This is a genomic window from Mesorhizobium sp. M0195 (assembly GCF_040322115.1).
Classification (GTDB): domain Bacteria; phylum Pseudomonadota; class Alphaproteobacteria; order Rhizobiales; family Rhizobiaceae; genus Mesorhizobium.
This window is the reverse complement of the sequence record NZ_JAMYSV010000001.1, coordinates 401,890-415,408: the sequence shown is the minus strand read 5'-3', so window position 1 is coordinate 415,408 and position 13,519 is coordinate 401,890. Positions and strand designations below refer to the sequence as shown.

At 64.7% G+C, this 13,519-nt stretch carries 12 protein-coding genes; 7 read left to right on the top strand and 5 right to left on the bottom strand.

Annotation, left to right across the window (positions count from 1 at the left end; all coding sequences use genetic code 11):
• The first annotated feature begins 106 nt into the window (after positions 1-106).
• Positions 107-2,281 (top strand): malate synthase G, encoded by a 2,175-nt coding sequence (locus tag NKJ12_RS02075; protein WP_352691908.1) that lies wholly within the window; start codon positions 107-109, stop codon positions 2,279-2,281.
• Between the two features lie 223 nt (positions 2,282-2,504).
• On the opposite strand, the gene NKJ12_RS02070 is transcribed toward NKJ12_RS02075, so the two are convergent.
• From NKJ12_RS02070 to NKJ12_RS02055, 4 genes are all read right to left on the bottom strand, one after another.
• A complete protein-coding gene (locus NKJ12_RS02070; protein ID WP_352686193.1) occupies positions 2,505-4,037 on the bottom strand; it encodes a YifB family Mg chelatase-like AAA ATPase in 1,533 nt (510 codons plus the stop codon).
• A 162-nt stretch (positions 4,038-4,199) separates the two neighbouring features.
• The gene (gene gshB / locus NKJ12_RS02065; protein WP_352701107.1) at positions 4,200-5,141 is read right to left on the bottom strand and encodes a glutathione synthase; all 942 of its coding nucleotides are present in this window, start codon (positions 5,139-5,141) and stop codon (positions 4,200-4,202) included.
• A 220-nt stretch (positions 5,142-5,361) separates the two neighbouring features.
• The gene (locus NKJ12_RS02060) at positions 5,362-5,736 is read right to left on the bottom strand and encodes a GtrA family protein (RefSeq protein ID WP_352701106.1); all 375 of its coding nucleotides are present in this window, start codon (positions 5,734-5,736) and stop codon (positions 5,362-5,364) included.
• A gap of 8 nt (positions 5,737-5,744) precedes the next feature.
• Positions 5,745-6,752 carry a glycosyltransferase gene (locus NKJ12_RS02055; RefSeq protein ID WP_352701105.1) on the bottom strand — a complete coding sequence of 336 codons (1,008 nt, stop codon included), beginning with the start codon at positions 6,750-6,752 and terminating at the stop codon, positions 5,745-5,747.
• Between the two features lie 129 nt (positions 6,753-6,881).
• Between NKJ12_RS02055 and NKJ12_RS02050 the strand changes: the two genes are divergently transcribed.
• From NKJ12_RS02050 to NKJ12_RS02025, 6 genes are all read left to right on the top strand, one after another.
• Positions 6,882-8,684: a GtrA family protein gene (locus tag NKJ12_RS02050; RefSeq protein WP_352701104.1), complete on the top strand. Its 1,803-nt coding sequence runs from the start codon at positions 6,882-6,884 to the stop codon at positions 8,682-8,684.
• 132 nt (positions 8,685-8,816) lie between these two features.
• Positions 8,817-9,584: an SDR family NAD(P)-dependent oxidoreductase gene (locus NKJ12_RS02045; protein ID WP_352701103.1), complete on the top strand. Its 768-nt coding sequence runs from the start codon at positions 8,817-8,819 to the stop codon at positions 9,582-9,584.
• Positions 9,584-10,534: a 2-dehydro-3-deoxygalactonokinase gene (locus NKJ12_RS02040; protein ID WP_352507090.1), complete on the top strand. Its 951-nt coding sequence runs from the start codon at positions 9,584-9,586 to the stop codon at positions 10,532-10,534. The genes NKJ12_RS02045 and NKJ12_RS02040 overlap by 1 nt, the downstream gene beginning before the upstream one ends.
• The gene (locus tag NKJ12_RS02035) at positions 10,531-11,169 is read left to right on the top strand and encodes a 2-dehydro-3-deoxy-6-phosphogalactonate aldolase (protein WP_352701102.1); all 639 of its coding nucleotides are present in this window, start codon (positions 10,531-10,533) and stop codon (positions 11,167-11,169) included. Before NKJ12_RS02040 ends, NKJ12_RS02035 begins: the two co-directional genes overlap by 4 nt.
• Positions 11,169-12,050: an SMP-30/gluconolactonase/LRE family protein gene (locus tag NKJ12_RS02030; RefSeq protein ID WP_352701100.1), complete on the top strand. Its 882-nt coding sequence runs from the start codon at positions 11,169-11,171 to the stop codon at positions 12,048-12,050. The genes NKJ12_RS02035 and NKJ12_RS02030 overlap by 1 nt, the downstream gene beginning before the upstream one ends.
• Positions 12,051-12,156: 106 nt before the next feature.
• Positions 12,157-13,215: a D-alanine--D-alanine ligase family protein gene (locus NKJ12_RS02025; RefSeq protein WP_352701099.1), complete on the top strand. Its 1,059-nt coding sequence runs from the start codon at positions 12,157-12,159 to the stop codon at positions 13,213-13,215.
• On the opposite strand, the gene NKJ12_RS02020 is transcribed toward NKJ12_RS02025, so the two are convergent.
• Positions 13,212-13,499: a DUF1330 domain-containing protein gene (locus tag NKJ12_RS02020; protein ID WP_254815722.1), complete on the bottom strand. Its 288-nt coding sequence runs from the start codon at positions 13,497-13,499 to the stop codon at positions 13,212-13,214. The genes NKJ12_RS02025 and NKJ12_RS02020 overlap by 4 nt on opposite strands.
• Positions 13,500-13,519: the final 20 nt, after the last annotated feature.

Sequence of the window (13,519 nt, the reverse complement as noted above, 5' to 3'; positions counted from 1 at the left end):
GGGGGGAGATCGGCAGCGAAAACGCCCTACCTTCACCTAAGCCGAATTGACCCTGCCACCCTGACATGTCAAAGGCCCGGCCTAGCCTTCGTCTGGAGAAGCCCTGATGACCGATCGCGTCGAGATCGCCGGATTGCGGATTGCCCGCGAGCTTCATGATTTCGTCGTGAACGAGGCGCTGCCGGGCACCGGCATCGAGGCGGAGGCATTCTGGAACGGTTTTTCGGCCATCGTCCATGATCTCTCGCCAAAAAATCGGGCGCTGCTCGAAAAGCGCGACGCCATGCAGGACAAGCTCGACCGCTGGTACCGCGACAATGGCGCGCCCGTCGACATGGAGGCCTACAAGACGTTCCTCCGCGAGATCGGCTATCTCCTGCCCGAGGGGCCGGCGTTCAGCGTGACCACCGAAAATGTCGACCCTGAAATCGCTTCGGTCGCCGGGCCGCAGCTGGTGGTGCCGGTGATGAACGCGCGTTATGCGCTGAACGCCGCCAATGCGCGCTGGGGTTCGCTGTACGATGCGCTCTACGGCACCGATGCCATTCCGGAGACGGACGGCGCCGAGCGAGGCAACAAATTCAATCCGGCGCGCGGTGCCAAGGTCGTCGCCTGGGTGAAAAGCTTCTTCGACGAGGCGGCGCCGCTCACCACAGGCAAATGGGCCGGCGTCAACGGGCTTTCGGTCGCCAACGGCATGTTGCGGCTCGGCGAGGGTGCCGGCGCCACCACGCTTGCCGACCTCAAGCAGTTTGCCGGCTATCGCGGCGATGCCGCCAATCCCGAAGCCGTCCTGCTGGTCAAGAGCGGCCTGCACATCGAAATCGTTGTCGACCACAACAACCAGATCGGCCGCACCGATCCGGCCGGCATTGCCGATGTCGTGCTGGAATCGGCGCTGACCACCATCCAGGACTGCGAGGATTCGGTCGCCGCGGTGGATGCGCAGGACAAGGTGCTGGTCTACCGCAACTGGCTCGGCCTGATGAAGGGCGACTTGGCGGAAGAGATCACCAAGGCCGGCAAGAGCTTTGTCCGCAGGCTCAACCCCGACCGCACCTATACCGCGCCGGATGGCGGCACGCTGACCTTGTCCGGCCGCTCGCTGATGCTGGTCAGGAATGTCGGCCACCTCATGACCAATCCGGCGATATTAGACCGCGAAGGCAACGAGGTGCCGGAAGGCATCATGGATGCGGCGCTGACGGTGCTGATCGCGCTGCACGACATCGGCCCGAAGGGGCGGCGCGCCAATTCTCGCGCCGGCTCAATGTATATCGTAAAGCCCAAGATGCACGGGCCCGACGAAGTTGCCTTCGCGGTCGAGATTTTCGACCGCGTCGAAGCGCTGCTCGGCATGGCGAAAAACACCATCAAGATGGGCATCATGGACGAAGAGCGGCGCACCACCGTCAACCTCAAGGAGGCGATCCGCGCCGCGAAAGATCGCGTCGTCTTCATCAACACCGGCTTTCTCGACCGCACCGGCGATGAGATCCACACCTCGATGGAAGCCGGCCCGATGATCCGCAAGGGCGACATGAAACAGGCCGCCTGGATTGCCGCCTACGAAGCCTGGAACGTCGATACCGGCCTCGAATGCGGGCTGGCCGGCCGCGCCCAGATCGGCAAGGGCATGTGGGCGATGCCCGACCTGATGGCGGCAATGCTGGCCGAGAAAATCGCGCACCCCAAGGCCGGCGCCAACACCGCCTGGGTGCCGTCGCCGACGGCAGCAACCCTGCATGCCACGCACTACCACAAGGTCGACGTCCACGCCGTGCAGCAGGCTCTGAAGAGCCGGCCCAAGGCCAGGCTCGACGACATCCTGTCGGTACCGGTGGCAAGGCTGCCGAACTGGTCTCAGGAAGACATCCAGAAGGAGCTCGACAACAACGCGCAGGGGATTCTGGGCTATGTCGTGCGCTGGATCGACCAGGGCGTCGGCTGTTCGAAAGTACCAGATATAAACGACGTCGGCCTGATGGAGGACCGCGCCACGCTGCGCATCTCCTCTCAGCACATCGCCAACTGGCTGCATCACCGCGTCTGCACGCCCGAGCAGGTCATGGAGACGATGAAGCGCATGGCGGCTATCGTCGACCGCCAGAATGAAGGCGATCCGCTCTACCGGCCGATGGCACCGGAATTCGACAAGTCCATCGCCTTCCTCGCCGCCTGCGATCTCGTCTTCAAAGGCCGCGTCCAGCCCAACGGCTACACCGAGCCAGTGCTGCACGCGCGGAGGTTGGAATTGAAGGCGAAAGGGCAGGAGCGATAGTCGCCAGCGTCCCCCTCCCCTCAAGGGGAGGGTGGCCCGAAGGGCCGGGAGGGGTCCTGGGTGCAGTGCGCTGACGCCCATTCTGACGATGCGCCTCGGGAAGAGCACGGCAACGCTCCGCACGCGGATCGGTTTCGAAATACAGCAAGGCCGAGGGTCCCACCACTGACCCCACCCGGCCGCTTCGCGGCCACCCTCCCCTCAAGGGGGAGGGGAGCGTCCCTCACGCCGCTTGTGCCATCCGCTCCGAACTCATGCGGTAGGAAATCGCCTCGGCCAGATGGATGCGGCCGACCGTCTCGCTGGCCTCAAGATCGGCCAGTGTCCGCGCCACCTTCAAGACGCGGTGGTAGGCTCGTGCGGAAAAGCCGAGCTTTTCGCTGGCATCCCTCAGCAGCGACAGGCCGGCGGCATCCGGCATGGCGATCTCCTCGATGACCGACGGCGAGCAATGCGCGTTGGTGGTGGCGGAGGTCGCGCCGAGCCGTTCGAAACGCTCACGCTGGATCGTACGGGCGCGGGCGACGCGTAGTGCCACAGCTGCGCTCTTCTCCGCCCGGTCCGGCCGGATCAGATCGCTGGCCGAGACCGCCGGCACCTCGATCCTGAGATCGATGCGATCGAGCAGCGGGCCGGAAATGCGCGCCTGGTAGTCGGTGCGGCAGCGGTCGCCGCGCAGGCAGCGATAGCCCGGCTCGCCGGCCATGCCGCAGCGGCACGGGTTCATCGCCGCGACCAGCTGGATGCGCGCCGGATAGGTGACGCGATGATTGGCGCGCGCGATCATGCAGTCGCCGGTCTCCAGCGGCTGGCGCAGCGCATCGAGCGCCTGCGGCGAGAATTCGGGAAACTCGTCGAGGAACAGCACGCCGTGATGGGCGAGCGAGGCCTCGCCCGGCCGCACGCGCAACCCGCCACCGACCATCGCCGCCATCGAAGCCGAATGATGTGGCGCGCGGAACGGCCGCCGGTCGGTGAGCTTTCCTTCCCCGAGCTCGCCGGCCACCGAGGCGATCATCGAGACTTCGAGCAATTCCCTGGGCGCCAGCGGCGGCAGGATCGACGGCAGCCGCTGCGCCAGCATCGACTTTCCCGACCCCGGCGGCCCGACCATCAAAAGATTGTGGCCGCCGGCGGCCGCCACCTCCAGCGCCCGCTTGGCGGTCTCCTGGCCCTTGATGTCGGCAAGGTCGGGCAGGTCGCGCGCCGCGGCATGGATGCCGGCTTCCGGCCGTGACAGAACCTGCGTGCCGCGAAAATGATTGGCGATGGCAATCAGGCTGCGCGGCGCCAATATGTCGAAATCCTTGCCGGCCCAGGCCGCTTCCGGCCCGCAGGCGAACGGGCAGATCAGGCCCTTGCCTTCGGCATTGGCGCCGATCGCCGCCGGCAGCGCGCCGGCCACCGCGGCAATGGTGCCGTCGAGCGATAATTCACCAAGCACGACATAGCCGGCCAGCATGTCGCCCGGAATGGCGCCGAGCGCCGCCATCAGCCCGAGCGCGATCGGCAAATCGTAGTGGCTGCCTTCCTTCGGCAGGTCGGCGGGTGCCAGATTGACGGTGACCTTCTTCGACGGCATCGACAGGCCGGATGCATGAAGTGCTGCCTGCACCCGCTCGCGGCTTTCGGCTACAGCCTTGTCGGCCAGCCCGACGATGTGCATGTTGACCTTGCCCGGCGCGATCATCACCTGCACGTCGACCGGCACGGCCTCGATGCCTTGGAAAGCAACCGTGCGAACCCGCGCCACCATGTCTTCACCCCGGATGCGGCTTTTGCCCCAAGCCTTTGCGATCATGCCGCGAACGGCGTCACCAGAGACAACCATAGATTTCCGGCGAAGGCAAGAACATTTGGGGAACGGCTGAACGCAACGGCTGCGATGGTTTGCAACGCGGCCGCTCGCGAAGCGAGGCTAGCTGCGCTTCTCCTCCACCGCATTCCAGAACAGGCTGGCGATGTCGGCGCCGCCGAAGCGCTGCACTTCGCGTATGCCGGTCGGTGAGGTCACGTTGATCTCGGTCATGTAGTCGCCGATGACGTCGATGCCGACGAGGATGAAGCCGCGCTCCTTCAGCGAGGGGCCGATGCGGGCGCAGATCTCGCGTTCGCGTTCCGTCAGCTCGGTCTTTTCGGCGCGGCCGCCGACATGCATGTTGGAGCGCGAATCGTGCTCGGCCGGCACGCGGTTGATGGCGCCGACAGGCTCGCCGTCGATCAGGATGATGCGCTTGTCGCCAGCCCGCACCTCCTTGAGGTAGCGCTGCACGATGTAGGGTTCGCGGAACATCTGGCCGAACATTTCGAGCAGCGAGGCGAGGTTGCGGTCGGCCTCATGCAGGTGGAAGATGCCGGCGCCGCCATTGCCGTAGAGCGGCTTGACGATGATGTCGCCGAACTCCTTGCGGAAGGCGGCGACCTCGAGCGGATCCTTGGTGATCAGCGTATCCGGCATCAGGTCGGGAAATTCGGTGACGAAGATCTTTTCCGGGCTGTTGCGCACCCAGGCTGGGTCGTTGACCACCAGCGTCTTCGGATGGATGCGCTCGAGGATATGCGTGGTGGTGATGTAGTTCATGTCGAAGGGCGGATCCTGCCGCAAAAGGATGACGTCCATCTCCGACAGGTCGGTGCGGACTTCTTCGCCTAGCGAATAATGATTGCCCTTCTCGTCGCGGACCTGCATCGCCTCGATACGGGCAAACACCTTGCCGTCGCGCAGCGACAGCCGGTCGGGCGTGTAGTGGAACAACTGGTGCCCGCGCCGCTGCGCTTCCAGCGACAGCGCAAACGACGTATCGCCGGCAATCGACACGGTGGAGATGTGGTCCATCTGGACGGCGACTTTCAGGGGCATGGGTGCTCTCCGGCGCACTTGAAGCGACGTGCGTCCACCTGGACGCAAATACGCTCCAACATTCTTGAATCCATGCATCGTGCTTTCCGAAAATCGATTCCGATTTTTCGGGCCGATGCATCGACGACAGCGATATAGGGAAATCGGCGGCCTCTGCCAATCGGCCAAGGTCATGATGAGGGTACGCTTCGCTTGGCGCAGACCCCAATGCGATGTGCCTTCAGCGGTCGAAGACCAGCTTGGAATAGCCGAGGAAGGACAGCGCCATGGCAACCAGCGAGGCGACCGCAAGACCTATGAGCGGCGACACCATCGGCAGCGCGAACAGCATGGCGCAATAGACGAAATAATTGACGAGGCTGGTGGCAATGCCGACGCCGCCATAGCGTGCGCCCTCTTGCGCGACGCCGCGGCTGGAAGGCGAGAAGGTCAGATGGCGGTTGATCAGCCAGGTGACGGACAGGGCAAAACCGATCGAGATGATGCGAGCCGCGAACGGTCCGAGCGGCGCTATCGTCAGCACCAGCCAAAGCGCCGCCGCGTCGGCGACGAAGCCGATGCCGCCGGCGACAACGAAGCGGGCGAGGCGTCCCATTTAGAGATCTAAGCCGCCCGCGACGTCTTGCGCGGTCCGGCCTTCAAAGTCGCGAGCGCGCTTGCGCGTTCACGTTCGACGCGGCCGGAAGGCATCGACAGATAGAAGATGCGCTTCTGCTCGGCCCGGCCGCGCGACACCGAATCGAGGATTACCCCGGTCACCGCCGCCAGCATCGACAGCAGCAGCAGCCCGACCGACAGTACCCACGTCGGCATGCGCGGCACAAGCCCGGTTTCGGCGAACTCGATCAGCACCGGCGCCATCAGAAACAGGCTTGATGCCAGGAAGAACACCGAAAAAGCGCCGAAGAAACGCAGCGGCTGCGTCTCCTTCATCAGCATGGCGAACATCCACAGGATCTTCGCGCCGTCGCGAAAGGTCGATAGCTTCGACGAGGAGCCTTCCGGCCGTCGGCCATAGTCGAGCCCGATCTCACTGACCGGCAGTTTGAGTTGCGAGGCGTGCACCGACATTTCGGTCTCGATCTCGAAGCCGCCGGAAACCGCGGGAAAGCTCTTCACGAAGCGCCGAGTGAAGGCGCGGTAGCCGGAGAAGATATCGGTGAAGTCGGAGCCGAACAGCCGCTTGTAGAGGCTGTTGAAGATGCGGTTGCCGAAGGCATGACCGGTCCTGCCGCCATCGTCGGTGACGCCGCGCCGGGTGCCCACCACCATGTCGGAGCGCTCGGTCAGCAGCGTGTTGATCAGTTGCGGCGCGTCCTCCGGCGTATAGGTGCCGTCGCCGTCGGCCATCAGGTAGATGTCGGCCTCGATGTCGGCGAACATGCGGCGCACGACATTGCCTTTGCCCTGGCGCGGCTCACGCACCACGATGGCGCCGGCAGCGCGGGCTCGGAGCGCCGTAAGGTCGCGCGAATTGTTGTCGTAGACATAGATCGCGGCGGAAGGCAGCGTTTCGCGAAAGCGCCGCACCACTTCACCGATCGTCAGCTCCTCATTGTAGCAAGGCAGCAGCACGGCGATGCTCGGCTCATGGCGCACGTCTTGTGGCATTTTCGTCTCCGGATGCCCTGTGAGGCCCCTGACCGCTCAAACGCTGGCCTCGCTCGGGCGGCTTTACTATTTATTGAAGCTGTTAAGGCTAGGTTTAAACCGCCCCGTATTCCTTCCAAAGGTCCTGATATGAGCACAGCCGACGATGGCGCCTCCAGTTGGAGGTCCGAGATCGCGCTGGCGCTGCTTGCCACATTGCTGGCGCTTGCCGTCAATGCCCTTGCCGGCTTCCCGGAACTGACCAATGCCGGCGGCGACAACGACAATCTGCTGCGCCTCGTCGAAGTTCGCGACATGCTCGCCGGCCAAAGCTGGTTCGATCTCCACCAGTACAGGATGGGCCTGCAAGGCGGCTTCGTCATGCACTGGTCGCGGCTGGTCGATGCGCCGATCGCCGCCATCATCATCGCCGTATCGGCCCTGACCGGCAGCGCGGCGCTTGCCGAGAATGTCGCGCAAGTGCTGTGGCCGGCGCTGCTCTTCTGCCTGACCGTATTTTTCACCGCCCGCGCCGCACGCAGCTTTGCCGGTCACGGCGCTGTGCTGCCGGCTGTCGTCGTCGGCGCCGCCGCACTGCATTTCCTCGGCATTTTTTCGCCCGGCGCGCTCGATCACCACAATGTCCAGCTGATGCTGAGCATAGCCAGCCTGAGCTTTTTGCTTGAAGCGCCGTTGCGCAGGGCGGCGGCATTGCTCTCCGGCCTGTGCGCCGGATTGATGCTGGCCATCGGTATGGAAACCGCGCCCTACGTTGCCACCATCGGCGCCTATGTCGCCATGCTGTTTGCCCTCGACGCCAATGGCGAGAGGTCGATCGCCAGGGATTTCGGCCTCGGCTTTGCCGGCGTTTCCGCTCTCGTCTTTGTCGCCACCATTGCGCCATCCGCCTGGGACCAGGCGCAATGCGACGCCTTCTCGACCGTGCAGTTCGTCGTCGCAGCGATTGCCGGAACCGGTCTTGCAACCATAGCGTCGACCGAGCCGGCGGGCCGCACGCGCCAACGGCGCATCGCCTCACTTGGCCTGCTCGCCATGCTATTGAGCGCTGTCGTCGTCTTGTTGTTCCCACAATGCCTGGCAGCGCCCTATGCCAATCTCGATCCGCGCCTCAAGGAGCTATGGCTTGATCACATCGACGAGGCGCAGTCGCTGTTCAAATTGCTCGCCGAGGATCCGGCCGAGGTGGTGGCGCGCTATGCCACGCCGCTCATTGCGCTCGTGCTGATGGCGCTTCGCCTTGGCCGCGGTGGCTGGCGGCGGCAGGACAGCCTTGTCGGCGCGCTGCTGGTCGTGGCCTTCATCGTCAGCGCCTGGCAGGTACGCGGTTCGACATTCTCGATCGCCTTCGCCGTCATTCCGCTTGCCGCCTGGATTGCCAAATGGCGTCAACGGGCCGAGGCCAGCGCGTCGCGCGGTGTGGCGCTGCGCATGGCTGCCGTCTGGCTGGTTTCGGTGAATGCGGTCTGGACTGGGGCTGCCGCGGCGACCTCGGTAGCCTTCGACCACAGCAACACCACGGCGGATAATGGCGACGGCACCGACGTCGCTTGCCAGCGCAAGGCCTCCTTTGCGGCACTCGGTCGCCTGCCCGGCACCACCGTGCTGGCAATTTCCAATCTCGGATCGCCTGTCCTGGCCTATTCCGGACACCGGGTCTTCGCCGGGCCTTATCATCGCAATGTCGCCGGCAACCTGCTGGCGCTCGATGCCTTCCTTGGGTCCGATGCCGATGCCAGGACGGTCGTGGCGGATCATAATGTCGGCCTCGTCGCGCTGTGCCCCGGCAGCGCCGAAAGCAAGCTCCTCGCAGCCAAGGCGCCGACAGGCTTTCTTGCCGGGCTGATGCGCGGCAGCGTGCCGGAATGGCTTGAGCCGGTTGCCGGGACCAGCGGAGCCGCCGTCGAATTGTACCGCGTCCGGCTGGGCGGCTGATCGATCGGCGGCGCGTGCGGCCTTTTGTCGGACATAAGTCGCGTCAATCCACTCTTTCGCCCTTGCCCGCCCGACACGGCTGGATAGGATGCGCGCCGGCCGACCGAGATCATTGGACCGGGAGAGAATTTCATGATGCCATCGGCACGCTTTGCCGACCTCGAAGGCGCTTCGGTGCTGATCACCGGCGGCGGCTCCGGCATTGGTGCGGCCTTGACCGAAGGTTTTGTCCGCCAGGGGGCAAAGGTCGCCTTCATCGATATCGCCGACCGTCCGAGCCTGGCGCTGGCCGATCGGTTGGACAAGGAGCTCGGCCGGCGGCCGTTCTATCTCAAGACCGACATACGCGACATCGAGGCATTGCGGGTATCAATCGCCAAAGCCGCCGAGGCGCATGGCGACGTGACCGTGCTGGTCAACAATGCCGCTCAGGATGACCGTCATGCCGTCGAAGACGTCACGGTCGAGTTCTGGGACAACAACCATGCCATTAACCTGCGCCCGCATTTCTTCAGCGCACAGGCGGTGGCGCCGGGCATGAAGCGGGCCGGTGGCGGCTCGATAATTAATTTCACCTCGACCTCGTTTCTCATCAACCATCCCGATATGCCGGCCTATACCGCCGCCAAGGCGGGCATCGTCGGCCTTACCAAGGGTCTCGCCGGCAAGCTCGGTGCCGACGGCATTCGCGTCAACGCGATCGCGCCCGGCTGGGTAATCACCGAGCGGCAGAGAAAGCTCTGGGTCACCGAACAGGCGCTCGCCGCTCACGTCGCCAAGCAGTGCATCAAGCGTGTGATGCAGCCGGACGACATTGTCGGCACCGTGCTGTTCCTGGCGTCGGATGCTTCACGCATGCTGACCGCGCAGATGCTGATCGTCGACGGGGGGTTCCTGTGATCTCACCGAGCAAGGCAGCTTCCGTCGCAGCCGTCGACTGGGGCACCACCCGCATGAGAGTATGGCTGCTCGACGGCACCGGCGACGTTCTCGCCGAGCGGCGCGGCGATGACGGACTGATCACCGCTCAGGCTAAAGGGTTTTCGTCCATTCTCGAAGGGCATCTGGCCGCCATGGGCGCACCCGAAAACCTGCCGGTCATCATTTGCGGCATGGCCGGCTCGCGCCAGGGCTGGCTGGAGGCGCCCTATGTCAGCGTTCCCACGCCAATCGGCGCTATCCTGGCCGAAGCTGCCCGCATTCCCGGCCAGCGCCGCGATATCCGCATTGTGCCCGGCCTTGCCCAGCGCCTCGCCGATGCACCTGACGTCATGCGCGGTGAGGAAACGCAGCTTGCCGGAGCCGGTTTGCCGGCAAAGGGACGTCACCTCGTCTGCATGCCCGGCACCCATTCGAAATGGGTGCTGGTCGAGGACGGCTCTGTTGCCGGGTTCGGCACCTGGCCGACCGGCGAGCTGTTTTCGGTGCTGGCCGCGCACTCGATCCTGCGCCATTCGCTGGGCGAGCCGCCGCAGCCGGTTGCCGCCGAAAGTCCGTTTTTTCGGGACTGGTGCCTGAAGGCGTTGGCCGAAGGCGGTGACGTCGTTTCAAGTTTGTTCTCGATCCGCGCTGCTAGCCTGTTGCAGGACCTGAAGCCCGAAGATGCCGCCGCCTGCCTGTCCGGCCTGCTGATCGGCGGCGAGATCGCTTCGGCAAATCGCCGTTATGAAGCAAGCGCTGTGCCCGTCGTGCTGATCGCGTCGGGCGCACTCGGCACGCTCTATGCCGAGGCGCTCGGCCTTGCCGGGCTCGCTTTCAGGGCCGTCGACGCCGACGAGGCGGTGCGTGCCGGCCTTGCCGAAGCCGCGCGCGAAAATGGCATGATCGCCAAAAATGGAGTTGCCGCATGACCGAAACCGCACCTTTTCCAAAGCTCGAGCGGGGTCTGGTCGCGATCCTGCGCGGCCTGAAGCCAGGCGAGGCGGTGGCGATCGGCCAGACGATCTTCGGCGCCGGCATCGAAGCGATCGAGGTGCCGCTCAACTCGCCCGAGCCCTTTGCCTCCATCGCCAGCATTGTCGAAGCGCTTCCTCCAACAGCTCTGGTCGGCGCCGGCACGGTGCTCACCGCCGCCGATGTCGACGGTCTGCACAAGGCCGGCGGGCGGCTTCTGGTCAGCCCCAATATCGATGCCGAGGTCATGGGCCGCGCCAAGCAGTACGGCATGGTGACAATGCCCGGCGTGTTCACGCCGACCGAGGCATTCCAGGCAATCCGGCTCGGCGCCTCGGCTCTGAAATTCTTCCCGGCAAGCGTGCTTGGCGCGGCAGGCATTTCGGCCATGCGCGCGGTGCTGCCGGCCAGTGTGCTGGTCGGCGCGGTCGGCGGCGTTTCGGACAAGGATTTTGCCGGCTACAAGGCAGCCGGCGTCAGCGTCTTCGGTCTTGGCTCCAGCCTGTTCAAGCCGGGCATGAGCGTCGACGAAGTGGCAGCACGGGCGAAAGCCGCAGTTCAGGCTTGGGACGCGGCGTTTGGAGTGGCATGATGAGCGAGACAATCGTTTCGGTTTTTTCCGACCATGTCTGCCAATTGGGCGAGGGGCCAAGCTATGACCCTGCGACCGACACGCTCTACTGGTTCGACATCGTCAACGGCCAGCTCCTGGAAAAGCGTTTGTCCGGCGGTGCGGTCAAGATCCACGAGCTCCGCCAGATGGCCAGTGCCATTGCCGTCATCGATAACCAGCGTCAGCTGATCGCCACCGAAACCGGCCTGCATGTCCGCGACGTCGCGACCGGCAAGCTGACGCTGCACACGCCGATCGAGGCCGACAATCCGCTCACCCGCTCGAACGATTCGCGCGTTCATCCTTGCGGCGCCCTCTGGGTCGGCACAATGGGCAAGGGCGAGGAGAAGGCCGCCGGTTCGATCTACTGGTTCTTCAAGGGCGAGCTGCGCCGGCTCTATGCGGATATCACGGTGCCCAATTCTATCTGCTTTTCCGAGGATGGGTCGATCGCCTATTACACCGATACCAGCACCGGCCTGTTGATGCGCGTCGGCTGCGATCCGGCGACCGGCCTGCCGGTTGGCGAACCGAAGGTCTTCGTCGACCACCGTTCGGCCAAGGGCTATATCGATGGTTCGGTGCTCGACCGCGACGGCATATTGTGGAACGCCTGCTGGGGCGGCAGCGTCGTCGAAGCCTATGGGCCCGACGGCAAGCTTGTCCGTTCGGTGGCGATGCCGGTCACGCAACCGTCCTGCCCGGCTTTCGTCGGCGGGAATGCCGACCGGATCGCGGTCACCTCCGCCTGGTCGGGCAAGAGCGAGAAGCAGCGCCTGCTCGACCCGCAAGCCGGCATGACGTTTATGCTCGACATTCCGGTCAATGGTCGCTTCGAGCCGCGCGTGTTGATTGCCTGAGGGCAGTTGCTGTCGTGCGGGCACCCGGCTGACGTCGGTTGCTCGCGAGCCGAATACGTTCGCCGTGCGATGGTAGGCAATCGTGCTGCCAGGAGCCGTTCCACCCATGTCAAGCCGCAAGCCGAAGCTGATCCTTGTCTACGAGTCGGAACAGGCCTGCTTCGATCGGCTGGTCGCCGATAACCACGTGCCGGAGCGTGCCGCCGAAATCGCCTCCTACCTAGCGCAATCGACCGACATCGCTGCTGAATTCGACGCACTTGCCGCCGCTTGCCAAACGCGCGGCTTGTCGTTTGCGCCGGTGGCGCTCGACGACGCCGCAAGCGTTCTCGCCGGCGAAGTTCCGAAGACCTCGCTTGTCTGGACGCTGACCGATGGCATTGCCTACTTCCGTGGCGGCGCGGCACCGGCTCTGGCACGGCTGAATGGCCTGAAGGCGATCGGCGCCGACGATGCGTTGTTCGCGCTCTGCCAAGACAAGTTCCGGTCCGGCGCCGTGCTCGGCGCGCTTGGCCTGCCGGTGCCGCAGGCGGGCCTTGCCCGTGACGGCGCGTGGCTGGTCGCGCCACCGGCCTCGCCCGCCGGCTGGTTCGTCAAGCCGAACCGGCTCGGCGCCAAGATCGGCATCTGGCCGGATTCGCGCTGTCACGATCTCGGCCATGCGCTGAAGCTTAGCCGGCGGGTATTCGCCGCCTATAGCGACGATGTCGTCGTCCAGCCCTATGTCGCCGGACGCAATGTGCGGGCCAGCTTTCTCGGCCTGAAGCCGGATACCGGCATTGAGGCGCTCGGCGTCGCCTTTGTCGATTCGGGCGGCGATTTCCAAACCATGCAGGACAGCTTGGCGCTTTACGGCAATACCGGCGAAGCGGCCAAAGCCACAGGAAATTACGCTGAGCCGTTGCTGCTTCCCGTTGACGCCAGCCAGCCTCGAGCCGATGCAAGAATCCGTCGCATCGCCGAAAGCCTGATGGTCGGGCTTGGCCTGCGCGACGTCTTTTCCATCGACTTCCGGGTCGAAGCCGACGACAGCGTGCATCTCATCGAGTTCGAGGTCTGCCCGGGCATGCCTTGCTTCGATTTTCGCGATTACTGTCGCAAGCAATGGGGCCTGAGCCTCGCCGATGCGATGGCGGAGGCAGCGGCGAACCGGCTTCGCGCCTAAATCCCCTCGACCAACACGATTTCGCCATCGGCCACCTTCTGGCGGATCGCGACGGCGCGCTGGTATTCGGGCGAGTGGTAGCAGTCATGCGCCACCGCAAGCGACGGAAATTCGATGATCACGTTGCGGTCGCGGCCCGGTCCCTCTGCCTTCTCATGCGCGCCGCCGCGCGCCAGGAACTTGGCGCCGAAGCGGTCGAAGGCCAGCTTGGCGGCTGCGACATAGTCTTTGTAGCCTTCCGCATCGCGCACATCGACGCGAGCGATCCAGTATCCCTTGGGCATGGTATTTCTCCGGGTTAATT